Annotated in this window: 11 protein-coding genes and 2 pseudogenes; 5 read left to right on the top strand and 8 right to left on the bottom strand. The window is 60.2% G+C overall.

All coding sequences use genetic code 11. The annotated features are described in order from the left end of the window. Positions 1-48: 48 nt before the first annotated feature. Positions 49-13,044, bottom strand: a complete 12,996-nt coding sequence (locus SOP95_RS11030; RefSeq protein WP_323607108.1) for a non-ribosomal peptide synthetase — start codon at positions 13,042-13,044, stop codon at positions 49-51. A gap of 374 nt (positions 13,045-13,418) precedes the next feature. Here SOP95_RS11030 and SOP95_RS11025 point away from each other — a divergent pair, with 374 nt between their 5' ends. Then, positions 13,419-13,967, top strand: a complete 549-nt coding sequence (locus SOP95_RS11025; protein ID WP_188265168.1) for an RNA polymerase factor sigma-70 — start codon at positions 13,419-13,421, stop codon at positions 13,965-13,967. Positions 13,968-14,013: 46 nt separating this feature from the next. On the opposite strand, the gene SOP95_RS11020 is transcribed toward SOP95_RS11025, so the two are convergent. Continuing rightward, positions 14,014-14,232: a hypothetical protein gene (locus SOP95_RS11020; RefSeq protein ID WP_323607107.1), complete on the bottom strand. Its 219-nt coding sequence runs from the start codon at positions 14,230-14,232 to the stop codon at positions 14,014-14,016. A gap of 529 nt (positions 14,233-14,761) precedes the next feature. On the opposite strand from SOP95_RS11020, the gene SOP95_RS11015 reads away from it, so the two are divergent. Beyond that, the gene (locus tag SOP95_RS11015; RefSeq protein ID WP_323607106.1) at positions 14,762-15,004 is read left to right on the top strand and encodes a CopG family ribbon-helix-helix protein; all 243 of its coding nucleotides are present in this window, start codon (positions 14,762-14,764) and stop codon (positions 15,002-15,004) included. After that, positions 14,994-15,277, top strand: a pseudogene (locus SOP95_RS11010) (type II toxin-antitoxin system RelE/ParE family toxin). The gene SOP95_RS11015 and the pseudogene SOP95_RS11010 overlap by 11 nt, the downstream one beginning before the upstream one ends. A 105-nt stretch (positions 15,278-15,382) precedes the next feature. On the opposite strand, the gene SOP95_RS32125 reads toward SOP95_RS11010, so the two are convergent. After that, positions 15,383-15,640, bottom strand: a complete 258-nt coding sequence (locus SOP95_RS32125; protein ID WP_323628129.1) for a DUF6429 family protein — start codon at positions 15,638-15,640, stop codon at positions 15,383-15,385. Between the two features lie 72 nt (positions 15,641-15,712). Then, positions 15,713-15,874 (bottom strand): annotated as a pseudogene (locus SOP95_RS11000) (type II toxin-antitoxin system HicB family antitoxin); the annotation flags it as partial. Positions 15,875-16,705: 831 nt separating this feature from the next. On the opposite strand from SOP95_RS11000, the gene SOP95_RS10995 reads away from it, so the two are divergent. Then, positions 16,706-17,143 carry an acetyltransferase gene (locus tag SOP95_RS10995; RefSeq protein WP_274073253.1) on the top strand — a complete coding sequence of 146 codons (438 nt, stop codon included), beginning with the start codon at positions 16,706-16,708 and terminating at the stop codon, positions 17,141-17,143. 659 nt (positions 17,144-17,802) lie between these two features. On the opposite strand, the gene SOP95_RS10990 is transcribed toward SOP95_RS10995, so the two are convergent. Next, positions 17,803-19,446 carry a fatty acid--CoA ligase gene (locus tag SOP95_RS10990; RefSeq protein ID WP_323607105.1) on the bottom strand — a complete coding sequence of 548 codons (1,644 nt, stop codon included), beginning with the start codon at positions 19,444-19,446 and terminating at the stop codon, positions 17,803-17,805. Positions 19,447-19,818: 372 nt separating this feature from the next. Here SOP95_RS10990 and SOP95_RS10985 point away from each other — a divergent pair, with 372 nt between their 5' ends. Then, positions 19,819-20,829, top strand: coding sequence for an AraC family transcriptional regulator (locus SOP95_RS10985; protein WP_323607115.1), 1,011 nt, complete (start codon positions 19,819-19,821; stop codon positions 20,827-20,829). Between the two features lie 76 nt (positions 20,830-20,905). On the opposite strand, the gene SOP95_RS10980 is transcribed toward SOP95_RS10985, so the two are convergent. The 3 genes from SOP95_RS10980 to SOP95_RS10970 form a co-directional block, all read right to left on the bottom strand. Further along, the gene (locus tag SOP95_RS10980; protein WP_323607104.1) at positions 20,906-22,873 is read right to left on the bottom strand and encodes an acetoacetate--CoA ligase; all 1,968 of its coding nucleotides are present in this window, start codon (positions 22,871-22,873) and stop codon (positions 20,906-20,908) included. Between the two features lie 98 nt (positions 22,874-22,971). Further along, positions 22,972-24,291, bottom strand: coding sequence for an MFS transporter (locus SOP95_RS10975; RefSeq protein WP_323607103.1), 1,320 nt, complete (start codon positions 24,289-24,291; stop codon positions 22,972-22,974). Positions 24,292-24,416: 125 nt separating this feature from the next. After that, positions 24,417-25,451 carry a 3-keto-5-aminohexanoate cleavage protein gene (locus SOP95_RS10970; protein ID WP_274073249.1) on the bottom strand — a complete coding sequence of 345 codons (1,035 nt, stop codon included), beginning with the start codon at positions 25,449-25,451 and terminating at the stop codon, positions 24,417-24,419. Between the last annotated feature and the right edge of the window lie 43 nt (positions 25,452-25,494).

The raw sequence follows: 25,494 nt of genomic DNA, 5'->3' as shown, positions 1-25,494 counted from the left end.
TGTGGGAGCCAGCCTGCTGGCGATGAGGGATTCACAGGCGCTAGAGAATCAAAGGCCCTCCAACTCCGCCATCAGATCATTCAACCGATCCACCTTCTCCTCGGTGATCTCACTGGCCGCCAACCCATCGATGTACGCAGAAAGCTCCTCCACCGTGCTGCATTCGAACATCGCCCGCAGCGGCACATCGCGCTGCAGGGTTTTCTGCACCCGCGAGGCGATCTGCGTGGCCAGCAGCGAATGCCCGCCCAATTCGAAGAAATTGTCGCGGATGCCGACTTTCTCCACCTTCAGCACCTCGGCCCAGATGTCCGCCAAAGTCTGCTCCAGGTCGTTGCGCGGCGCCTGGTAGTCCTGGCTTTGCAGCTGGCCGATCTCCAGCGCCGGCAGGGCCTTGCGGTCCAGTTTGCCGTTGGCGTTGAGGGGCAGCTTGTCGAGCCACAGCCAGTGCAGCGGCACCATGTATTCCGGCAGCTCGGCGCGCAGGCGTTGCTTGATGCGCTCCAGGCGTTCAGACGGATCGAGCGTCGAATCCGCCGCCACCAGATAGCCCACCAGATGCTTGCCATTGACCCCCTCCTGCACACCGACCGCCGCGTCGCGGACTTGCGGTTGTTCATGCAGGCGCGCTTCGATTTCACCCAGTTCGATGCGGTAGCCGCGAATCTTCACCTGATGGTCGATCCGCCCGACGTATTCCAGCACGCCGTCAGTGCGACGGCGGGCCAGGTCGCCGGTGCGATACAGACGCTCGCCCGGTGCGCCGAACGGGTTCGGCACGAACACCTGGGCAGTGCGCAGCGGATCGCTGACGTAGCCGCGCCCGACGCCGGTGCCCGCGACGCACAACTCGCCCACCGCACCCAGCGGCACCAGTTCCAGCGCACCGTCGAGCAGGTACAGGCGGTTGTTGTCGGTCGGCGTACCGATCGGCAAGTAGCTGCCGCGGGTGGAGGCCAGGTCGACGCGGAAGAACGCCACGTCATCCGAGCATTCCGCCGGGCCATAGGCATTCACCAGCCCGATCTGCGGGTAGCGCAGCAGCCATTGATGCGCCAGTTCCGGCGGCATCGCCTCCCCTGTCGGCAGCATCCAGCGCAGGCCGTCGAGGCTCATGCGCTCCTGGGCGAGCATGCCCTGGATCAGCGACGGCACGCTTTCCAGCACGGTGATGCCCTGGCTCTGCACATGGGCGAGCAAGCCTTGCGGGTCGTGGGCGATGGCGTTCGGCACGATGTCCACCCGCGCGCCGAACAACGGCGCGGCGAGGAACTGCCACACGGAAATATCGAAGCTTTGCGAAGCGGTCTGGGCAATCACGTCGGCCGCGCTCAGGTCCAGGTACGGCACCTTGCTCAACTGGTTGTTGAGCATGCCGCGCTGTTCGACCATCACGCCCTTGGGCAAACCGGTGGAGCCGGAGGTGTAGATCACGTAGGCCAGGTTATCCGGCCCGCTGTGGATGCCCGGATTGACCACCGATACATCGCTCGCCTGCACTTCTTCCCAGACCAGCAACCGCGGCCGACTGGCGCAACCAAACTCATCCAGCAACGCCAGCGCTTGTTCGTGACAGGCCCGAGTGCAAACCAGCAGCGGCGTGCGACTCAGGTCAATGATGCGGCCCAGGCGCTGGCTCGGCAGCCCCGGGTCCAGCGGCAGATAACCCGCACCCGCCTTGAAGCTGCCGATGATCATGCCGAGCAGGTCGACGCTGCGTTCGGCCAGCAGCGCCACCGGCTGATCCAGCCCGACGCCCGCCGCCATCAGTGCATGACCGAGGCGGTTGCTGCACTGGTTCAGCTCCAGGTAGCTGTATTGCCGATCCAGGCAACTGGCGGCGACCCGCTGCGGATGCGCAGCCACCTGTGCTTCAAACAATGCAACGTAGCTCTGCTCCAGCGGGTATGCGTGTTCGCTCTGGTTGCAGCCGTGGATCAGCAAGTCCTGCTCTTCGGCACCCAGCAGCGGCAGGTCCGCCATGTCGCCATGGAAGCCTTCGACCAACGCCAACAGCAGGCGCTTGAACTCGCCTAGTATGCGCTCGACCGTGGACTCATCGAAATAACGCTGGTCGTAGGACAGGTGCAAGCCCAGGTCATCCCCCGGATAACACACCGCCGTCAGCGGGAAGTTGGTATGAGTGCGGCCCGAGTCCGACGTCGCGTTCAGGCTTTGCGCACGGTCCAGTACCGAGACCTCCACCGGGGCGTTCTCGAACACGAACAGGCTGTCGAACAGCGGCTGGCCCTTGGGCAGTTCGCTATTTTCCTGGATGCTCACCAGCGGCAGGTACTCGTATTCACGCAGTTGCATGTTGCTGTCGAGCAGACCGCTCAGCCATTGGCGCACGCTGCAACGCTGATGGTCTTCGGGCATTTTCACCCGCAGCGCGATGCTGTTGATGAACAGGCCGACGGTGCGTTGCATCTCCGGCATCTGCACCGGACGCCCGGCCACCGTTACACCGAACAGCACGTCGCGATCACCGCTCAAGCGGCGCAAAACCAGGGCCCACGCCGCCTGGGCTAAGGTGTTGATGGTCAGCTGATGGGCCTGGGCCAGTTCACGCAGGCGTGCACCGTCGCGGGCATCGAGGCGGGTGTAGCGATCGCCGACGATCATGCCGCCGCTGTCGCCGGCATGTTCGCGCAGGAACGGCCGGTCGCTCGGGATCGGCGTGGTTCGCTCGAAGCCTTGCAGGTTGGTTTTCCACCAATTCCGCGCTTCGGCCAGGCTCTGGTGTTGCAACCAGGCGATATAGTCGCGGTAACGCGGCGGCACGGCCAACTGCGCTTCCCGGCCTTCGCCGAGGGCGGTGTAGATCTCGAAGAAGTCGTTCATCAGCAACGAACGGCACCAGGCATCGATCAGGATGTGGTGGTTGCTCATCATGAACCAGTAACGCGCCGCGCCCACCCGGATCAGGCGCAGGTGGAAGGGTGCCTGATTGAGCAGATCGAACCCGGCCTCGCGCTCGGACTTGAGCAAGGCCTGCAGCTTTGGCTCCTGCTCGGCGTCGACGATGTCGCTCCAGTCCAGGTATTCGATCGGCGTGCTGCCCGGCTTGTGGATCACCTGCAGCATGTCTTCGCCGACATTCCAGCAGAACGAGGCGCGCAGGGCTTCGTGGCGGGCGATCACCGCTTGCCAGGCCTGGGCGAAACGCTGGGGATCGAGCTCGCTGTTGATGCGGTAGCGATCCTGCATGTAGTACAGGCCCGTGCCCGGTTCCAGCAGGGTGTGCAGCAGCATGCCTTCCTGCATCGGCGTCAGCGGGTAGACGTCCTCAATCACTGCCGCGGCAATCGGCAGCGCATCCAGTTGCGCCTGGGTCAGTTTCGCCAGCGGGAAGTCCGACGGCGTCAGACCGCCCGCGTCAGCGCCCAGGCAGTGCTCGATCAAGCTGCTCAGTTCGCCCAGGTAAGCATCGGCCAATTCGCTGATGGTCTGTGGCTCGTAACGTTCGGCGCTGAAGGTCCAGCGCAGCACCAGCTCGCCGCCGTAGACCTGACTGTCGACGCTCAATTCATTGGGCAGCGGCGCCCGGGCATCGTGGGCCGCGCCGATGGTTTCATCCAGCGGATGGAACAGCGCATCGGCGGCAAAGCTCTGGTCGAACTGCCCCAGGTAGTTGAAGGTGATCGGTGCCGCCGGCAGCTCGGCCATGCGCTGACGACTTGGCTCATCCGCCAGATAACGCAGCACGCCATAGCCCAGCCCCTTGTGCGGCACGGCACGCAGTTGCTCCTTGATCGCCTTGATCGAAGCGCCCTGCCCGGCCGCCTCTTCGATGTTCAAAGGTGTCAGGCGCAGCGGATAGGCGCTGGTGAACCAGCCGACGGTGCGGGTCAGGTCGATCTCGTCGAACAGCGCCTCGCGGCCATGGCCTTCGAGTTGGATCAGCGCCGAATCGTTGCCGCTCCAACGGCACAATACTCGGGCCAACGCGGTCAGCAGCAGGTCGTTGACCTGGGTGCGATAAGCACTCGGCGCCTGCTGCAGCAATTGCCGGGTGCGCTCGCTGTCGAGGCGCACGCTGACGGTTTGCGCATGGCGATGCTGACGGCCACCTTGCGGATGATCGCAGGGCAGCTCGGCGCTCGGCCCGGCCAATTGCGTCTGCCACCAGCCCAGTTCTTCACGCAGGGATTCGCTGCCGGCATAGGCCTGCAAGCGCGCGGCCCAGTCCTTGAAGCTGCTGGTTTTGGCCGGCAGTTTCACCGGCTGTTGTGCGTCGAGCTGGCGATAGACGTTTTGCAGATCGTCCAGCAGTACGCGCCAGGAAACGCCATCGATCACCAGGTGGTGAATCGCGATGAACAGGCGTTGCTGGCCTTCGGAACCATCGACCAGCAGCACACGCAGCATCGGCCCTTCTGCAAGATCGAGGCTGCGCTGGGCATCGGCGAACAGGGCGGCGCATTGGTCCATGGACGTGACGCGCACTTGCCACAGTACCGGCATATCGGACATCGCCTGGTGCCGGGCTTGCCATTGACTGCCCACCTGGTTGAAGCGCAAGCGCAACGCATCGTGCTGTTCAATCACCGCCAGCAGCGCTTGCTCCAGGCGATGGGGTTCGAGAGTTACGCTCGGTTGCAGCAGCAACGCCTGGTTCCAGTGTTGGCGCTGGGGAATGGCGGTGTCGAAGAACCAGTGCTGGATCGGCGTCAGGCGCGACTCGCCGCTGATCAAGCCTTGCTCGGCGGTGACCTGCTCGGTGCGGGTGGCCACGGCGGCGAGGGTCTGCACCGTCTGGTGCTGGAACAGGTCGCGGGGGCTGAAGTGAATGCCCTGCTGCCGCGCGCGGCTGACCACCTGGATCGACAGGATCGAGTCGCCACCGAGCTCGAAGAAGTTATCGTTGAGCCCGACCTGTTCGACGTTCAGCACTTCGCACCAGATCTGCGCCAACGCCAGCTCCAGCTCGTTGCTCGGTGCCACATACTGCTGGCGGTTCAACTCCGGGTCTGGCGCAGGCAGTGCGCGGCGGTCGAGTTTGCCGTTGGCGGTCAGCGGCATGCTCGCCAGCAGGACCAGGTGCGTGGGCACCATGTAATCCGGCAACTGGGATTTGAGGTGCGACTTGAGGGCTTCGCGCAGTGCGCTTTGTCGGGACTCGTCCTGTTCGGCGACGTCGCAGACCAGATAACCCACCAGCTGTTTGCCGCTCGGCGCATCGAGCGCCAGCACCACCGCTTCGCGCACCGATTCATGCTCCAGCAACCGGGTTTCGATCTCACCCAGCTCGATGCGGAAACCGCGAATCTTCACTTGATGGTCGATACGCCCGAGGTATTCCACCAGGCCATCGGCGCGCTGGCGCACCAGGTCGCCGGTGCGATAGATACGCCCGCCGTTGCCGGCAAAAGGATCAGCCACAAAACGTTCCGCGGTCATGCCCGCACGCTGGTGATAACCCTGGGCCAGGCCGGCACCACCGACGTACAACTCGCCGGTCGCGCCTTGCGGCACCAACGCCAGGTCGGCATCGAGAATGTAGGCCACGCGGTCGCCGATCACGCTGCCGATCGGCACACTGCCGGCGCCTTCTTCCAACACCTGGGGCGCGAGGCTGGCCAGTGGCATGACCACGGTTTCCGTCGGGCCGTAGGCGTTGAAGAACAGCTTGGGATTGAACGCTGCACGAATCCGCGCCAGGTGTTCACCGGTCAGCGCTTCGCCGCCGGTGATGATCATGCGCACCGGCAGGGTTGCGTTTTGGGTCGCCAGCCACTGCGCCAACTGGCTGCCGTAGCTCGGGGTGAAACCGAGGATGTTGATGGGGTGGCGACGGATCAGGCCACAGATTTCTTCCGCGTCCCATTGGCCCTGGGCACGCAGCACCACCTGGGCACCGCTCAACAGCGGCACCAGCAGACGCTCGGTGGCGGCGTCGAAGTTGATCGAATAGAAGTGCAACTCGCAGTCTTCGGGGCGCATGGCGAAACGTTCGATCACCGCGCGGCAATGCATGGCGATCTCGCCGTGGGACACCACCACGCCTTTCGGTTTACCGGTGGAGCCCGAGGTGTAGATCAGGTAGGCCTGGTGTTGCGGCAGGTTGATGTTTGGCAGTTCGGTGACCGGGTAGTTGGCCAGCGCCGCGCTGTCTTCTTCCAGGCACCAGCGGCCAACGCCCGCGGGCAGTTCACCAAGGGACTGGAACATCGCCGCGTCACTGAGCAGTAGGCCGACGCCGCTGTCTTCGATCATGTAGTGCAGGCGATCCAGCGGGTATTCCGGGTCCAGCGGCACGTAGGCGCCACCGGCCTTGAGGATCGCCAGCAGGCCGACGACCATCTCCAGCGAACGCTCGAGCGCCAGGCCCACGCGCACCTGCGGGCCGACGCCGCGCTCGCGCAGCATCCAGGCCTGGCGATTGGCGCGGCTGTCGAGTTCGGCGTAACTCAAGGTCTGCCCGGCGAAGGTCAAGGCCGGCGCATCGGGACGTGCTTGGGCCTGTTCGCTGAACAACTGATGGATGCACTGGTCGAGTCGATGCTCGCCCGGCTCGACGCCAAGGCTATCGAGCAACTGCTGTTGTTCGCCGGCGTCGAGCAACGGCAATTCACTGAGGCGCTGTTGCGGATCGGCAATCAGCGCCTCCAGCAGGTTGCGCCAATGGGCGGCCATGCGCGCAATGCGCGGCTCGTCGAAGAGGTCGGTGCTGTAGGTCAGGCAGCAACCGAGGCGATGATCGAGATCGGTGACTTCCAGGTTGAGGTCGAACTTGGTCGCGCGGGCATCGTTGGCCAGGTATTCGACGGTCATGCCGGCGAGGCGGCGGCTCTGCTGGAACTCCCAGCGCTGCACGTTGCACATCACCTGGAACAGCGGGTTGTAGGCGGCGCTGCGCGGTGGCTGCAAGGCTTCCACCAGATGATCGAACGGCAGGTCCTGATGGGACTGGCCTTCGATCACGGTATGGCGCACCTGCTCGAACAACTCGCCGACGGACATCTGCCCGTCCAGTTGGCAACGCAGCACCTGGGTGTTGAGGAACGCGCCGATCAGCCCTTCGCTTTCCGGGCGAATGCGGTTGGCCACCGGCGCGCCGATGCGCAGGTCGGTCTGGCCGCTGTAGCGGTACAGCAGCGTGGCGAGGGCGGCGGTCATGGTCATGAACAGGGTCAGGCCATTTTGCGCGTTGAAGGCGCGGACCCGTGCCGCCAGCTCATCGCTCAGGTCGAAACGGTACAACTCACCCTGGTGACTTTGCACCGGCGGACGCGGACGGTCGGCGGGCAATTCCAGCAGCGGATGCTCACGGCCCAGTTGCGCCGTCCAGTAGTCGAGCTGGCGCTGGCGTTCACCGGACTCCAGCCATTGACGCTGCCAGACACTGTAATCCAGGTACTGCACCGGCAACGGCGCCAGCGGCGATTCGCGGTCGTCGACGAAGGCTTCGTAGAGCGTGCTGAGTTCCCGGGCAAAGATGTCCATCGCCCAGCCTTCGGTGACGATGTGGTGCAGGGTCAGCACCAGGTAGTGTTCCTGCTCGGCGGTCTTGACCAGGCAGGCGCGCAGCAGCGATCCGGTTTCCAGATCGAAGGGTTGGTGCGCCTCATCGTCGGCCAGTTGCTGCACTTGCCACTCGCGGCCATCGGCATCCAGCGCGGTGAAGTCCTTGCAGTCCAGGCGCACGCCGGCCTCGGCATGCACCTGCTGGCGCGCGACGCCATCGACGCTCGGGAAAGTGGTGCGCAGGGTTTCGTGACGCTGGATCAAGGCCTGCAACGCGGCCTCGAAACGCTCGACATCCAGCACCCCGCGCAAGCGCGCCATGCCGCCGACGTTGTAGGCCGGGCTGTCCGGCTCCATCTGCCAGAGGAACCACATGCGCTGCTGGGAATAGGACAGCGGCACCGCTTGGCTGCGGTCGACCCTGGCGATCGGCGGCTGTTCGTTGGTGCGGCCGCTGGCCTGGATCAGGCGCACCTTTTCGGCAAAGGCGCCCAGCTCACTGTGTTCGAACAGCACGCGCAGCGGCAACTCGACGTCGCAGGCCTGGCGGGTGCGGGAAATGATTTGCGTGGCCAGCAGCGAATGCCCACCGAGGGCGAAGAAGTCATCGCGCAGGCCGACTTGCGCAAGGCCCAGCACTTCACGCCAGATGCCGGTGATCTGCTGTTCCAGCGCAGTCACAGGCTCGACGTGTTCGCGCACCTGCCATTGGGGTTCCGGCAGGGCGCGACGGTCGAGTTTGCCGCTCGGGCTGAGGGGCATTTGCTCCAGGCGCATCAGCTGCGCAGGGACCATGTATTCCGGCAGTTCGGCGGCCAGAGCGGTTTTCAGGCGGGTGCTTTGGGCTTCTTCGGCTTCACTGGAATCGGCGGTGTAGTAACCGATCAACTGACCGCCGGCTGACGTTTCGCGCACCAGCACCACCGCTTGGGTGACGCCGACTTGTGCCAACAGCCGCGCTTCGATTTCTTCCGGCTCGACGCGGAAGCCGCGCAGCTTGACCTGCTGATCGAGACGTCCGAGGTATTCGATCACGCCATCGGCGGTCCAGCGCGCACGGTCACCGGTGCGGTACAAGCGCGCGCCCTGCTCGCCCAGTGGATCGACCACAAAACGCTCGGCGGTCAGGCCCGGACGCCCCAGGTAACCGCGGGCCAGGCCGATACCGCTGATGCACAGTTCCCCCGGCACACCGGCCGGCACCGGGTTGAGGTCGCTGTCGAGTACACGGCAGACGACGTTGCCCAACGGTCGACCGATCGGCGAGCGCTCGCCATCGGCGGCGGTGCAGTGCCAATGGGTCACGTTGATCGCGGTTTCGGTCGGGCCGTAGCGGTTGTGCAATTGCACCGCCGGCAGCTGTTCCAGCACGCGGTTGCGCAGTTCGGCGGGCAGCGCTTCGCCCCCGCAGAACAGCCGGCGCAGGCTGGTGCATTCGGCGCTGAGCGACTCGTCGATGAACACCGCCAGCAGCGCCGGCACGAAGTGCAGCGTGGTCACCCCGTACGCTTGGACCAGCTGCGCGATGCGCTGCGGATCGCGGTGTTCACCCGGGCCGGCAAGCAGCAGCCGGGCTCCAGTGATCAACGGCCAGAAGCACTCCCACACCGACACGTCGAAACTGATCGGCGCTTTCTGCATCAGCACATCGGTTTCATTCAAGCGGTAAGTGTCCTGCATCCATTGCAGGCGTTCGGCGAGGGCCGCGTGGGTGTTGCCGACGCCTTTCGGTTGGCCGGTCGAGCCGGAGGTGTAGATAACGTAGGCCAGGTTGTCGCCGTGCAAATGCAGGCCCGGCGCATGGCTCGGCCAACTCTCCAGATGCAGGGCATCCATGGCAATGACGCTGACACCTTCGCTGGCCGGCAGGCGATCAAGCAACGGTGTTTGCGTCAGCAGCAAATCGACCTTGCTGTCGCTGAGCATGTAGGCCAGGCGCTCGGCCGGGTAATCCGGATCGAGCGGCACGTAGGCGCCACCGGCCTTGATGATCGCCAGCAGGCCGATCAGCAGTTGCGGCGAGCGCTCGCAAGCAATGGCCACGCAGACATCCGGACCGACGCCTTTGTCGCGCAGGTAGTGGGCCAGGCGATTAGCCTGGGTGTGCAGCTCGGCGAAATCGAGGCTGCCGCCGTCCCACATCAGCGCGGTGCGCTCCGGGGTCTGGCGCGCTTGATGGTTGAGCAGTTCCGGTAGCCATTGGCTGGCAGGCGGGCAAGGTGCAACGGCCCACTCGGCTTGTTGATTAATCTCAGGTCCGGTCAGCAGAGGCAGGTCGCCGATGGCGGTTTCCGGTTGCTCACCGATGGCGCGCAACAGGTGGCTGTAATGCTCCGCCAGACGCTCGATGGTCGCTGCATCGAACAGCTCGCTGGCGTAGTCGAAGGACAGGCTCAAGCGACCGTTGCGGTCTTCTTCGCTGTGCAACTGCAGGTCGAACTTGGCCTCGCGGCTGTGCCACGGCAGCTCTTCGGCGAGCAGCCCGGGCAGGCGCTTCAAGGCGCTGAGATCGCGCTGCTGATGGTTGAACATGACCTGGAACAGGCCTTGTTCACGGGCCTGGGGGAAGGCCTCAAGCAGTTGCTCGAAGGGCAAGTCCTGATGCGCCTGTGCACCCAACGCGGCCTGGCGGGTTTGCGCCAGCAGCTCAACGAACGGCAGGCGCGAATCCACCTCGGCGCGCAGCACCTGGGTGTTGATGAAGAAGCCGATCAGACCTTGGGTTTCCAGGCGCGGACGGTTGGCATTCGGCACGCCGATGCGGATGTCGCGCAGTCCGCTGTAGCGATGCAACAGGGTCTGGAACGCGGCGAGCAACAGCATGTACGGCGTGGCTTCGTGGGCATGGGCGGTGCGGCGAATGGCATCGCTCAGCGCCGCGTCCAGGCGCACGGTGTGGCGGGCGGCGCTGTGCAGCTGTTGCGCCGAGCGCGGGTGGTCGGTGGCCAGGTTCAGGGTTGGATGCTCATCGCCCAACTGCGCCTTCCAGTAAGCCAGTTGGCGCTCGCCCTCCCCTTGCGCCAGCCATTGGCGCTGCCAGCTGCCGTAGTCGGCGTACTGGGTCGGCAGCGGCGCGAGCGTGGCCTGTTGCCCTTGGGTTGCCGCCGCGTACAGCCGGGAAAATTCGTCGATCAACACATTCATCGACCAGCCGTCAGCGATGATGTGGTGCATCGTCACCAGCAGCTGGTGATCTTCGTCGTCGAGGCGCACCAGCGTCACCCAGAGCAACGGACCTTTCTCCAGGTCGAACTGGGTGCGCGCTTCGTCCTCGCGGATTTGTCGGGCCCGGGCTTCACGTTCGGCCATCGGCAGATCGCTGATGTCGATGCATTGTAGATTGAATTCAGCCGCCGCATCGACCTGCTGCAACGCCACACCATCACGCTCGAAGAAACGCGTGCGCAGGGATTCGTGGCGCTCGATCAACTGCTGGAAACTGCTGCGCAGCGCGTCTTCGTCGAGTTCGCCGCGCAGGCGCAAGGCACCGGGAATGTTGTAGGCGCTGCTCTGCGGATCGAGTTGCCAGGTGATCCACAGGCGATTTTGCGCCAGGGATTGCGGCATGGCCTCGGTGCGCGACAGCGAGGTGATCGCGCCTTGGGCCAGACCTCCGTCCTGCTGTTGCCGGGCCACCGCTTCGGCGAACGCGCCCAGGGTCGGCGCTTCGAACAGCAGGCGCAGGTTCAGTTCCAGGCCGAGTTGTTCGCGCAGACGCGCCACCACCTGCGTGGCCGCGATGGAGTTACCGCCCAGCAGGAAGAAGTGATCGTCGGCAGCGACCTGCTGGACCTGCAATTGCTCGCACCAGATCTGCCCAATCAGGCTTTGCAATTCCGAGCCGGATTCGCTGTTGGTTGCATTTTCGCTGACCGCCGAAGGGAACAGCGCATAACTGTCGAGGCTGCCATCCGCCAGGCGATTTCGGCACGCCGAGCGTTGCAGTTTGCCACTGGAGGTCTTGGGCAAGGCGCCCGGATTGAGCAGCACCACCACGCTCGGTGCTTCCTGATAGGCCTCGGCCACGGCCTGGCGGATGGCTTTGATCAAGCCGTCGGGCGGCAGGATTTTCTGCACGCTGCGGCTGATTTCCGCGGCGATGCCGATGCCTTCCTCACCGTCGATATTCACCGCAAAGGCCGCGACGCGACCCTTGCGCACCACCTCCACTTCACGCTCGACGGTCTGCTCGATGTCCTGTGGATAAAGGTTGTGCCCACGCACGATCAGCATGTCTTTCAGGCGCCCGGTGATGAACAGTTCACCCTCGCGGATGAAGCCCAGGTCACCGGTACGCAGCCAGGTTTTACCTGCGTGCTGGACGAAGGTCTTGGCCGAGGCTTCGGGATTGCGCCAGTACCCGTGGGAGATGCTCGGGCCGCTGGCCCAGACCTCACCGACCGCGTTGTCCGCCAGCTCGCTGAGCGACGCCGGGTCGATGATCAACACCGCATGCTCCGGCTGGCTGATGCCGCAGCTCATGATCGCGCTGCCCTCGCCGGCTTTGGCACGGTTTTGCGCCAGGGCCACGTCGTCCACCCGCAGATTGCCGATGCCTTGGCCACGCGCAGTACCGGCGACGAACAACGTCGCTTCGGCCAGACCGTAGGAAGCCATGAAACTGTCTTCGGTGAAACCGCAGCTGGCGAACTTCTCGGCGAAGCGCTCGAGGGTGTCGAGACGAATCGGTTCCGACCCGGAATAGGCCACGCGCCAGCCGCTCAGGTCGAGGCGCTCCAGGGCCGACTCACTGACCCGTTCGCTGCACAGACGATAGGCAAAATCCGGCCCGCCGCTGATGGTGCCGCCGTATTCGCTGATCGCTTCGAGCCAGCGCAGCGGCCGGCCGAGGAAGTACGCCGGCGACATCAACACGCACGGCACGCCGCTGAAAATCGGCTGCAACAGGCCGCCGATCAGACCCATGTCGTGGTACAGCGGCAGCCAGCTGACGATCACGTCGTCGGAGTTCAGGTCGATGCCAAATCCGTGGCGGATCAGCAATTCATTCGCCACCAGATTGCCGTGGCTGACTTGCACGCCCTTAGGCAATGCAGTGGAACCGGAGGTGTATTGCAGGAAGGCGATGTCATCGTCTGCCAGGTCCGGCGCGACCCAGCGTTCGGCGTGGACGCTGTCGAGGGTATCGACACACAGCAGCGGCGGCGCGCCTTCAATCTGCAGCAAAGAATCGCGCAGCCCGGCGCTGGTCAGCAACAGGCGCGGCTCGGCATCGCCGATGATCGACAGCAGACGCTCCTGGTGATGCCGGCGCGCCGATTCCGGCGGATAGGCCGGCACCGCGATCACCCCGGCATACAGGCAACCGAAAAACGCCGCGACGTAATCCGCCCCACTGGGAAACAGCAACACCGCGCGATCGCCAAAACCGGCCTCGGCCTGCAGCGCGCCGGCTATGGTGCGCGCCCGCTGATCCAGCTCGCGATAACTGAGCACCACAGCCTGGTCCTGGGTTTCGGCGAGAAAACGCAAGGCCACCCGATCCGGCGTCAGGGCCGCGCGGCGCTGGAGGGCTTGGACCAGTGTGCTGGGGAGTTCGAACGCGTCGGTCATGAGGTTTCCTGCCTGAATTCGGCTTGCAATTGGAATCGGTGTCGTAACGTCACGCCCCATTGGGGGGGCATGCAGGACGCGGTCTTCGCCGACCGCGCAAGGCATTGGCAATGCTGTGGTGTCCGGGGCTGCAGCCCGAAGCCATTCACCAATGAGAACGGATGACCTTGGCAAATAATTAGTCGACTGCCCTGCTAGCCAACCAGACCAAGGCGCGACAGCGTGTCGCAGTTCTCACTCTGCACCTTTGAGGAGCATTAGTTCTCTTTCTCAATTGACAATCATTATCATTCAACATAATTTGTCGCTCGATGTGTAGGGCGGCCCCGGCCTTCTTGTCGTCCCACTAACCTATTGGCAGCAAGGTGATCTCCATGACGGAACAAGCGTCCACAAGCAGGTGCGATTCGCCGCTACTTCAGGCATTCGTCGACAATCGACTGATACTGGTCAAGATTGCAGCCCGCATCACCGGCTGCCGCTCGCGCGCTGAAGATGTGGTGCAGGACGCGTTCTTCCGCCTGCAATCGGCGCCGAACATCACCTCCTCGTTCAAGGCGCAGCTCAGCTACCTGTTCCAGATCGTGCGCAACTTGGCCATCGACCACTACCGCAAGCAGGCCCTGGAGCAGAAATACTCCGGCCCTGAAGAAGAAGGCCTAAACGTGGTCATCCAGGGCGCCTCACCAGAAACCTCGCACATCAACTTCTCCACCCTGGAAAACATCGCCGACGCCCTGACCGAACTGCCAAGCCGCACGCGTTATGCCTTCGAGATGTACCGCTTGCATGGCGTGCCACAGAAGGACATCGCCAAGGAGTTGGGGGTGTCACCGACCCTGGTGAACTTCATGATTCGCGATGCGCTGGTGCATTGCCGGAAGGTGTCGGGGAGTCGGGCGGATACGTTTGCCCAGCGTTGAGGCTTGATCGTCAGATCAAGAAGGCCGTTCTGAAATTCGCGACGAATCAGTCGCCCTGCAGCAAACCTGAGCTGTATTCACTGAAACTGCTGCCAAGCGCACTGCCCTGGAAATTCAGTTTGCCGGGGTTGTTGCTGTGGCTTGGGGTAAAGCCAGCAGACGGCTGGCAGTCTTCGGAATAACAGCTGTGGGTACTTGTCCCCGAACAGGCGCTCAACAGCAAAGCGCTGGCGATTAGCGCGACTTTGATTGTGTTTGAGATCATTTTTTAGATTCCTGTGGGAGGTGCGGTGATTTGAGCCGACGCCTTCATCCTAGGCCGCTGACCCGTCGCCTATAATGAAACCTGGATGAGTGACAGGGTTCGTTCAGGATCGGTGGTTTGCGCACAACTCTCCCGGCGTCGGTCCAACCGCTACCCTTCCCCCAAACTTATGTATTAAAGACAGCTGTTTGCCGGGAGCTTACATTCGCTCACCGGCAAGGACGCGTTCCAAACAGACACTCACGCCGAAGGCACTGAGTAAAATGCGTTACATAGCCATCCTCCTCATAGTCATCATCTTCGCCATCCTTGCCTTGGCGTTGTATGGTTGGTATCGCCACCTGAAAGACGACGAAGATGACCTTGTTTAGCCAGCGCTCCTTTAAGCCTCTATCATCTCCAGCAACCGGCTAAATCTGTGCAGAAAAGAAAATGATTTATGTCGAGACACACCTCGCGACAGCCTGTTGATTCAAGCGGGCGCTTGACGGTGTAAGATGCCCGACAAACGTCCATCATCGAGGCTGCCATGACTGGGATATCCCTGGACCTGCCGGAAGACTTGTCGAATTCTCTCGTCGAACTGGCCAAGACAAACGGCCAAACTGCAAGCTACCTGGCGATGGATGTTCTGCGCGACTACATCGAGCACGAAAGGACCTTGACCGCACAGATCGAATTGGCGGTAAAGGAAGCTGACCAAGGCAATTTCGCCAGCGAAGACCAAGTGGCGGCGATGCGCGCTCGGCGCTGGAGTCGGAATGCGGGTTGAGTGGCTGGAAAAAGCACTCAAAAACCTGGAAGACGAAGCCAACTATATTGCTCTTGAAAATCCCAAGGCCGCTGACGACTTTTCCGATGCAATTTTCGCCAGTGTAGATAAATTGGCTCAGTTTCCGGCCATGGGCCGTGAAGGGCGAGTCAAACAGACGCGCGAATGGGCAGTACCAAACTGGTCCTATCTAATTCCTTATCGCGTGCGCGGCGATCGCCTTCAAATCCTCGGTGCTTTCACACTCGACAACGCCCCCGCACCAAGTGGTGAAGGTAGAGGACTGCGCCTTCCCAACACCTCCTGTTCATCCGTATGCAATCCAAAAAACCACCTGGCCGATGGTGGCGTTACCGCTGACTTGTTCTCATGTGGCACTCAGGAACGCGAGTCGGATGCAGGCTCCCCTGGAGCTACCCCAAACAATCGATCGGCTATCTGCCGACCTCGCTCCAGCCCTTCCGCCGTCAACCAGATCGATTTGTTCTTGTTCACCGGATTACTGATGAAACCGTGCTCATGCAATCGGTTCATGATCTCGAAGTCGAACCCTTTCCAGGCATTGCCGTCGTCGGAACTGAAGGTTGCCAACAGGGCAAGCACGGCGTCTTCAATCAGTTTTTCGTCGTATTCCATGATCGTTGCTCCGCTCGTATTCATTGGGCTCTGCGCCAGGCACAAGCTCAGGTTACCCGAGTAGGGTTTCTACGGTGCGCGTCCGAGTTTGGCGCAGGTCTCCAGGTAATCGGTGACGGCCTCTTCAAATGCGACTCGGAGTTCACTGAGCGACTCGCCATGAAAACCCACGACATCCTTGATATCCACGATGTGTCCAACAAACAGGCCGTCTTCGTCACTGTAGTCACCCATTATAGTCACAATGGATTTGCATGCTCTCTGTTTGGTTGTGGTGGATGCTGAAGTCGCACTGCTCAAGTGCTCCTTTGACGAGTTTAATAACAGTAAGGTGCTCATCCGTTCTACTATGTTGAAGACTCAACGATGTAAAGACTCCCAGGGGCAAAAATCGCAGTCTTTTTCCATTCAGAACAATTGACACATCTACATGAGAGCCATCCACGTCATGCCCATTGGAGCCAAATATATCATCCACCTCGCTCTTTCGCCTGGGGTAGCATGTGCAAAATAGCTTGATACCTAGCCATCTTGATATGTGCCTGAACATACCAAGCCTGCTACTTTTATTTTCATATCCACGAACGAGCAGTAGCTTAATGGATGATGGGAGTTTTGACTGGACTTCAAGCAACTTAAGAAATACATTTTCTTCAATTAATACTTTAGAGGATGGCCAGCGAGGTGCAATCTTTAAACCTTTGGTTTCCCCTTTAAGTAGTATCAGCATGCTGCTCGAGCTCTTACTGGTTATTTGTTGGACTTCGTAAGAGTTTATCATGCGTAAGCGTGTTTAGCATTGTGCTCACAATTCGATGCTCAGGGAAAACATCTCAGGTGAGACGGGTGTTTTGATTGAGCGCGCACTTGACGCTTCTCAAGCGCCCGTTTTCTTGACGCATCGAAAAACACAAAGTATTTTTCACCTCCCCTCCTTTTCGGCTACCTCTGCCGTGCACCGCCCAGGCGTTAACTCGCGAAGCGGTCATACAGATGCCGACACTTACGCGGCCGCTATTTACTGGCGTGCCTCTATTTCGATATCAAGTGTATAAGGTTGATTTCATGATCATTCGTCAGGCCAATGCTGCCGACTACCCGCAACTGCTCGACATTTGGCTGCGATCCGTTAGCGCTACTCACCACTTCCTTCAAGAGTCCGACATAGACGCTCTGCTTCCGCAGCTTCGCGACATCTATCTACCCGTTGTTGACGTATGGATTGCGTTAGGCGTGAAACACTGTCCGCTTGGCTTTATTGGACTCAATCAAAACCACGTAGAAATGCTCTTCATTGATCCTGATCTTCGCGGCCAAGGTATAGGCCGTGCGCTACTGAATCACGCCCGCAGTTCGCGCTATACGATGAGCGTTGACGTAAACGAGCAAAATCCCCAGGCGGTAGGCTTCTATCTCCATTACGGGTTCGTTCAAACAGGTCGCTCTCCTTTGGACGGTGAAGGCAGACCGTTTCCACTACTACACATGAACTTATCCAGCTAAGAGCACGATGAAAAGTCGGCCCTACGCTTGCGCAGTGCCGACCCATGAGTAGCGAAACCTGTGCATAAAAGGGTGAAGCCGGTGTAAACCTATTGAAGGACTAGACATATACAGGTTCGGAGAGGAAAAAGGGGACGAAAAAATAAATCTGTTCCATTTCTGCCAAAACACCATTGGAGTAAGAATGGGCTTCTACACCAATGGTGCTTTCCAACTACTACGCTGACGAATAGGGCAAGCCCCCCTCGCCACAATGAACGTAGCTACTCAGGTAGCTCGAGTCGACGCCACACCTGCCCCGCTCTCCCGCCGTTTCTCCGTCGCCCCGATAATGGATTGGATGTAGGTATCCGCTGTGTCCCCGGCCCGCCGGTCCGATCGGCTTTACTCATTCAGCTTTGTAGCAGTTTTTAAGCAAGCTTTCACACAGGCCTGTCACGGAACTATCGGTTCTTAGTTTGTAGTCTCAGGTAGTCGAGTGCGGGCGGCTGTAAGTCCCCCCATTTCAACATCCGACTGCTACGCTGAATGCTTACTTCCCCGCTGCTCGACCCAATTCGTGAGCTACATGCGCCAGAGACTCGCATGCCGACCACCTCACGTACTCCCAGGAGGGCAATGTATGCGCTTTTGAGATGGTCTATGTCCCTATGATGTGTTCAGTTGGTCTCAGATTCCCGAATCAGTTTCTTGTTGATCTTTCCAACACTGGTTTTAGGAATCTCCGTGACGAACTTGAACCGTCTCGGAATCGCCCATTTGTTGATACGGCCAGACGCCACAAACGGTTGTAGATGGGCTTCGAGCAATGCCTGGTCGAGGTGTTTGCCTTGTACGCAGACTACCAGGGCTATCGGGCGCTCGCCCCATTGCTCATCGGCGATGCCGACTACAGCGACAGCGCTGACCGATGAGTGTTCGCTGATCAGGCTCTCCAGTTCAAGCGAACTGACCCATTCCCCTCCCGTCTTGATCACATCCTTGATTCGATCCTTGATTTCCACCACCCCCCGGGAATCGATCGAAGCCATGTCACCGGTGTGCAGCCATCCGTTGTGCCACAGTTCTGCACTCTGTTCCTCATCCTTGAAATAACCTTGGGTCAACCATGGCGTTCGCACCACGACTTCACCGAGCGACTCACCATCATGAGGAACGTCATTGCCGCCCGCATCGATGATTTTCAGATCGACCATCGGTAATGGCGTCCCCGTCTTGATTCGACTGGGGAGCTGAGCTTGTGCAGGTAATTCAAGATCCTGCGCATGCAGGTAGGTGGTGCAGAGCAATGGACAGGTCTCTGACATCCCATATGCAGCATGCACACGTATGCCACGGCTGGTCGCTCGCTGCGCGATACCCATGGTCAAGGAACTTCCGCCCAGGAGCATTTTCCAGCCATACAGGTTAGTCCGGGTGGCCTCTTCGCATCCCAGGATCATTTGCAGGATTGTGGGCACGCAATGGGAAAAAGTGACCTTCTCTTCGCGAAAGAGACTGACCAGGCGATTGGGCTCGTATCGACCGGGATATACCTGCTTGACCCCCATCAATGTGGCGACATAAGGCACGCCCCAGGCATGCACATGAAACATGGGAGTGATTGGCATGTAGACGTCATCGGAACGTAGCAACGGTTGGCCTTGATAGGCACCTAACGTCCCGACTGCATTCAAGGTGTGCAGCACCAACTGGCGGTGTGAGAAATACACGCCTTTAGGATTGCCCGTAGTACCGGTTGTGTAGAAAAGGGTCGCCACCGAGTTTTCATCAAAATCAGGGAAGTCGTAGTTTGCACTGGCCTTGCCCAGCAAAGACTCATACTCCCCCAGCACGGGCAAATCCGTAACGGCTGCAACGTCGTCAGAGAGTTGGATGTAACCTTTGACGGTCGATAGCCCCTCGTGAATCTGCTCGATCAGGGGGATAAAATCGTCATGGACCAGCACCAGATCATCTTCAGCATGATTCATGGTGTAGCGCACCTGGTCTGCGGACAGCCGGATGTTCACGGTGTGCAGAACTGCGCCGATCATCGGGACCGCAAAAAAACACTCCAGATAGCGATGGCTGTCCCAGTCGAGCAGCGCTACGGTATCCCCAGCCTTGACGCCCGCCGCCGTCAGGGCATTGGCCAGGCGCTGGATTCGCTCATGAAGCATGCGGTAGCTGTACCGCAGTTTGTCCGCATAGACGATTTCCTGATCTGGTTCGTACCGTACCCCCGACAGCAGCAAGCGCTTGATCAGTAGCGGGTAGGCATAAGCGTCTGGCGCTGGCTTGATTATTTTTGTAGTCAGCATGGTGTTTTTTCTCACTCCCGTATTTCAGGTGTTGTCCCACTGTTCTCCCGCCGCTAAACAGCAAGTACAGGGACCCTATCCACTTCGAACCGTGGTGTGGCAAGGTAAGTTTTACCGGACCTCCATGCTGTACATTTGGTGCCAGCCACTGCCCATTTCACGACAAATTCCGAAAAGTACAACGCCCGAAACCCCAACATTTAAGGTCTGCAAAATTACTTTGGAGGATGCAGGCAGGACGGTTTTCATTTCTCGCTCAAACCTCTATAAAGGGCCTGATTTTGAAATATTCACTTGCCACTTCAGACGAATTTTTCACTTCTGCACTGGGCAGGATGGGGCAATAAACACAACAACAACGAGGTCAACATCATGGCCCTAATGGCACGTACAGCTGCCCTGACGAATTACCTGGAATTGTGCACGCAACTGGCTCTCAATCCTCTGCCACTGCTCAATGAGTTCGCACTCAGCAAGGCGATGTTGAAGAATCCGGAATTGCGCATCCCCATGACAGTTGTGGCAAAGTTGCTTGAAGCGTCGGCAAAGGCCAGTGGTTGCGAAACGTTTGGCCTGCGCATGGCTGAGTCACGACAGCTTTCGAGTTTCGGCGCAATCAGCTTGTTGCTCACCCACCAGCCAACCCTGCGCGATGCCTTGACCACCATCGGACAATACCGGCACCTGCTCAACGAATCCCTGGCAATGGATATCTCGGAGACAGACAAGATAGTGATCATCCGTGAGGAAATCACAATCGACCCGGCCACGCCAAAGCGGCAAAGTATCGAACTGGCAATCGGGGTGCTGCATCGACTTTGCAGTGCGTTGCTCGGCAAGAGTTGGCGCCCACAGAGCGTAAGCTTCACTCACAACGCCCCGGCAGACCTGAACGTCCACCGTCGGGTATTTGGCTGTAACGTTGAATTCAACTGCCAGTTCAATGGCATTGTCTGCCTTGTCGCTGATTTGAATACGGCGAATCCAACCGCTGACCCGGTAATGGCGAACTATGCACGAGAGTTTTTCGAAGCATTGCCTGGGGCCAGCAAGGGCTCGACCCTGAATGAAGTACGCCAGGCCATTTACCTGCTGCTACCCATGGATCGGGCCTCGATCAGTCTGGTCGCCCAATCCCTCGACGTAAATGTGCGCACCTTGCAACGCAGACTGGAAGACAGCGGCGTCAGTTTCTCCGAACTGCATGATCAAGTACGACGCGAACTTTTGAACCGTTACATGGCGAACCCACGTTACTCCTTCAGCCAGGTCGCAGGTCTGCTTGGCTACTCGACCCCAAGTTCATTCATCCGCTGGTTCACCGCTCAGTACGGCATGACACCGACAGCCTGGCGGCGCCAAAACCTCGACTACCAGGAATAGAACAAGTATCAAGCTCGGGAAGTTTTTGCACCCAGGGGGCACCATTGCAGTGCCCCCATGCGCCTCTCCCCGGCCCTTAGACAGTCAGCTCACTGCGATCACGGAAGTACTCCAACGCCTCGGGATTGGCGAGTGCCTCGACGTTCTTCACCGACTCACCATGAACGACATTACGAACAGCCAGCTCAACGATCTTGCCGCTCTTGGTCCGGGGTATATCCACGACTTGCAGGACCTTCGCAGGAACGTGACGTGGTGTGGTGTTGTTGCGCACCTGCTGTTTAACCCGCGCCACCAGATCATCGTCGAGCTGTTGGCCATCACGCAGCTTCACGAACAGAACGACGCGGGTGTCGCCCGCCCATTCCTGCCCGATCACCAACGATTCGACAATTTCCGGCAGTAGCTCAACCTGGCGGTAAATCTCCGCAGTGCCGATGCGTACGCCTCCGGGATTCAGGGTGGCGTCGGAGCGCCCATAGATAGCGAAACCGCCACGACCATTGATCTCGGCAAAGTCGCCATGGCACCAGATGTTGGGGAAACGGGCGAAATAGGCCGCGTGATAGCGCGAGCCATCAGTGTCATTCCAGAAACCTACCGGCATGCATGGGAACGGCCGGGTGCACACCAGCTCACCTTTGACTTCGCGTACGGATTCACCTTGCTCATCGAAAACCGCCACCGCCATGCCCAGACCCGCACGCTGGATTTCACCGCGATACACAGCCTGGATAGGTACGCCGACCACGAAGCCCGACAGAATGTCGGTCCCGCCGGCGACCGAGGCCAGGTGCAAGTCGCTCTTGATCTCGCGGTAGACGTAATCGAACCCCTCTGGAGCCAGTGGGCTGCCGGTCGACAGAAAAGCCCGCAACGCCGTCAACGAATGGCTGTGCCGTGGCGAAAGCTCCTGCTTGAGCAACGCATCGATAAACTTCGCCGACGTGCCGAAATGGGTCATGCCTTCGTCGTCGGCGTAATCGAAAAGAATACTGCCAGGACGTCCGTCACGGCCTGCGATAAACGGTGATCCGTCGTAGAGCAGCACCGTTGCCCCGGACGCCAGGCCGGACACCAGCCAATTCCACATCATCCAGCTGCAAGTGCTGAAGTAGAACAGGCGATCATCGGCATGCACATCGGTGTGCAACTGGTGTTCCTTGAGGTGTTGCAGCAATGAGCCGCCATGACCATGAACGATGCACTTGGGAACACCGGTCGTTCCCGAGGAAAACAGGATGAACAACGGATGGTCGAAAGGCACCTCGACAAACGCGATCTCGACAGCGGCATAAGGCTCGATAAAGTCAGCGAAACGGACTCCGCCGACAATATTGGCGACATCCGGCACGTCCTCGACATACGGCACGACTACGGTACGCAGGAGGCTCGGCAGTCGAGCCGCTACTTCAGCATTTTTCGCCAGGCAATCGACGCGTTTGCCGTTGTACCAATAGCCGTCTACGCACAACAGCAGCTTGGGCTCGATTTGCCCGAAACGGTCGAGCACTCCCTGCACACCGAAGTCGGGTGAGGCCGAGGACCAGACTGCGCCGAGCGAGGCGGTGGCCAGCATGGCAACCAGGGTTTCGGGCATGTTTGGCATGACGGCTGCAACGCGATCGCCCTTGCCGATGCCCAATGCTTCCAGGCCCTGGCGAAAGCGAGAAACCTGGTTATAGAGTTCAGCTCGGGACAAGCGCCGGCGGACCTTGTCTTCACCCCAGAAGACCAAGGCATCTGCGTCGTCGCGGCGCGCCAGCATCGACTGCGCGTAGTTCAATTGCGCATTCGGGAACCAGCGTGCTCCGGGCATCTGGCCACTGTTTTCCAGCACCACCTCACCCAGTTTGCCGACGCCGCCACAAAATTCCCAGACAAGCGGCCAAAACTGCTCAATCTCTTCGACCGACCAACGCCACAATGCGTCGTAGTCAGTGAAATCATGCCCGGTACGCGACTGCGCAAATTGCATGAAAGCCATCAGGCGCGTGTTGGAGATGCGCTCGGCGCTGGGCTGGAAAATGGGTTTCTCGTTCATATCAGTCTCTCTTGGTACAGGCAGACGGCCAGAGCGAAGCGGCCGAAATAAAAGGTGCTCAGGTCAAGCCCGGATGCAGCAACATCAACGGATGAATCTCATGGCGCCGCTCCCACCACCGGGGCGGAGCCAGGCGCCCGCAACTTTCCGATATCGCGGTGGTAGTGACGCTTGCCGTACCAGAACACCAGGGCAGACGCGACGGCCATCAGCGGGATGATCTGGAAGGCGTGGTCCAGGCTGACCGCATCGGCCAGCATGCCGGTGACCAGTGGGCCAGGCGCCAGCCCCAAAATATTGTTGGCCAACGCCAGCACCGCGAATGCCGTGGCGTGCACCGAGGGATGGGTCAGATTAGCCACCATGGCACCGGCCGGCCCGCAAGTGCCACTGGCAACCAGCATCCCCATGCTGATCAAGGTGAGTTGCAAGGCACCGGGCGGCAAATGGAAAGCCACTCCCAGTAACAAACCGCTGATCAGGCAATAAGCGATGGCCAGGGTGATTTTGCGGTCTGGTGCATTGCGGCACAGGCGATCACTCAACATGCCACACAGGATCATGCCGCCACCGCCAATCAGGACGATCAACGCCGAAAGCATGCCGGCCTTGTCAGTGTTCATGTGGTAGTAGCGATTCAAATAGCTCGGAAACCAGGCGAGTACCGAGCCAACGACAAACAGCTGGAGGCCATTGCCAATGTAGGCGCAGATCACCGAGCGACTGGCAAACAGTGTGGCCAGTGGCCGTTTAACGGGGGCTCCTGCGGCCCGGCCCTGCGAACTGCATGGGCGTTGCGCGGTAATGCGTCGCTCACGCACGACAATCAGGTAAATCACCGCCAGGCACATCCCGAACAGTGCCATGCTGGTGAACGCGACACGCCACCCCAGGTGCGCAGCGATGACGCCGCCCAACGCCATGCCCAGTACCGAGCCAAACATGCTGCCGGCCATGAATGCACCCGACAGGGAGGCGCGCATGTGTTTGGGGAAAACGGATAACACCACGGCAATACCGACACTGCCATAGGCGGCCTCACCGGCACCTACCAGAAAGCGCGCGACAAACATCTGATTGAAGTTTTCCGCAATTGCGCACCCCAGTGTCGCCAGGCTCCAGAACATGGCCATCAGCACCAGGCTCTTGACGCGTCCCCAACGGTCCGCGAGCAACGACAATGGAATGGTCAGCACACCGACCATGACCGAGACGATACTGCTGAGCATCCCCAACTGTGCGTCACTCAGCGCCCATTCGGCCTTCAGTAGCGGGAAAACCGCGTTGAGCACCTGGCGTGACATGTAATCGGAAATCAGCAGGCCAAAGGTCAGTGCGAACACAACCCAGGCAAACGTACGGGGAACGCTGACGGCGACGTCCGCGCCGTCACCGACGGTGGCGTGATGGAAAGCCATGGCAGATCCTTGATTCGATGTGTCTTGTTGTTATTAGGTTAGACGGCAGGGAACGTTAAGCGTCCCCTGCCCTGGCCAGTCTGGCTGGCCATCGATAGCACAGGTCTTGGGTGAGGGTAGATCCGTTACTGATGCGGCTTGCGATTCGGTGTGAATCCGTTCGCGGCCAGGGTTTCATCCGCGTCCTTGTAGAACGTGCCGATCTTGTAGATTTCGCGCGCCTCCTTGCCATTGGCAACCGGTCGTGCACATTCATTGGCGATGCGCACCAGTTGCTGGATCTGCTCCACGCTGCTCATCTTGCGCGAACGATCAGGCGTCCAGATCGTGTCTTCGATACCACAGCGCACATGCAGGCCCATCGCAATGGCCATCATGTTGAGCGGCAGCACGTTGTTCATCTGGCCCTCGAATGTCAGCACTGCACCGTCCGGCACTGCGCGCATGAAATTGGTCATGTTGTACGGCGTCATCGCGTCAGCGCCGCCACCGATGGGAATCCAGGTCAGAATCAAAGGCACGTTGCAAACGCCGCGGCGCATCATGCGCTCAACGGTTTCCAGCGAGTTGATGTTGCCCATCTGGAACTGCACCTGGATGCCATTCGCGCTCAGGCGCTTGACGTGCTCTTCCACCCACCCGGGGCCGGCCGGAATGGTCATTTCGCGGTAGGCGAGCTGCTTCACCGGATCAGCGAACGAAGTTCCGGCGAGATCGACCTCGGACAGCGCCTCGATGATGTTGAACTGGTTCGAGTTGATAGCCAGGGTCACCTGATCCGGCTTCGGTGTCAGCTCGGCCAGCATGTGGCGTGTGTCGTCAGACAGCCATTTCGCGACCTCGCCTTCCGATTCGGGCGCAAATGAAATCGAGCCGCCCACCTGAATGATCATATCCGGTACAGCTTCACGTACTCCGGCGATCAGTTCGTTGAACTTGGACAAGCGTTTTGAGCCTTTGCCGTCGAGTTCGCGCACATGCAGGTGCAGCACAGTGGCACCGGCTTCATAGCAGTCGACAGCCTTCTGAACTTGCTCATCCATGGTGACCGGAATGTCTTCCGGGAAGTCACTGACCTCGAACTGAGGGCCATAGGGAGCCACAGTGATGACCAGTTTTTCCTGGTTTTCGGGGTACAGCGAACCGTCAATGAAATTCATGGGTATCTCCGAGGACGTATTGTTGGGTGACGCGTTTTTGTCA

It is taken from the genome of Pseudomonas sp. YuFO8 (genome assembly GCF_035065025.1).
GTDB classification, from domain to species: domain Bacteria; phylum Pseudomonadota; class Gammaproteobacteria; order Pseudomonadales; family Pseudomonadaceae; genus Aquipseudomonas; species Aquipseudomonas putida_AE.
This window is presented reverse-complemented; position numbering and strand designations above follow the sequence as displayed.

Bases quoted from the DNA above. Each gene is read 5' to 3' on its own strand.
- SOP95_RS11030 (WP_323607108.1), bottom strand. From the start codon at position 13,044: ATGACCGACGCGTTCGAACTCCCCAGCACACTGGTCCAAGCCCTCCAG.
- SOP95_RS11025 (WP_188265168.1), top strand. From the start codon at position 13,419: ATGACGGAACAAGCGTCCACAAGCAGGTGCGATTCGCCGCTACTTCAG.
- SOP95_RS11020 (WP_323607107.1), bottom strand. From the start codon at position 14,232: ATGATCTCAAACACAATCAAAGTCGCGCTAATCGCCAGCGCTTTGCTG.
- SOP95_RS11015 (WP_323607106.1), top strand. From the start codon at position 14,762: ATGACTGGGATATCCCTGGACCTGCCGGAAGACTTGTCGAATTCTCTC.
- SOP95_RS32125 (WP_323628129.1), bottom strand. From the start codon at position 15,640: ATGGAATACGACGAAAAACTGATTGAAGACGCCGTGCTTGCCCTGTTG.
- SOP95_RS10995 (WP_274073253.1), top strand. From the start codon at position 16,706: ATGATCATTCGTCAGGCCAATGCTGCCGACTACCCGCAACTGCTCGAC.
- SOP95_RS10990 (WP_323607105.1), bottom strand. From the start codon at position 19,446: ATGCTGACTACAAAAATAATCAAGCCAGCGCCAGACGCTTATGCCTAC.
- SOP95_RS10985 (WP_323607115.1), top strand. From the start codon at position 19,819: ATGGCCCTAATGGCACGTACAGCTGCCCTGACGAATTACCTGGAATTG.
- SOP95_RS10980 (WP_323607104.1), bottom strand. From the start codon at position 22,873: ATGAACGAGAAACCCATTTTCCAGCCCAGCGCCGAGCGCATCTCCAAC.
- SOP95_RS10975 (WP_323607103.1), bottom strand. From the start codon at position 24,291: ATGGCTTTCCATCACGCCACCGTCGGTGACGGCGCGGACGTCGCCGTC.
- SOP95_RS10970 (WP_274073249.1), bottom strand. From the start codon at position 25,451: ATGAATTTCATTGACGGTTCGCTGTACCCCGAAAACCAGGAAAAACTG.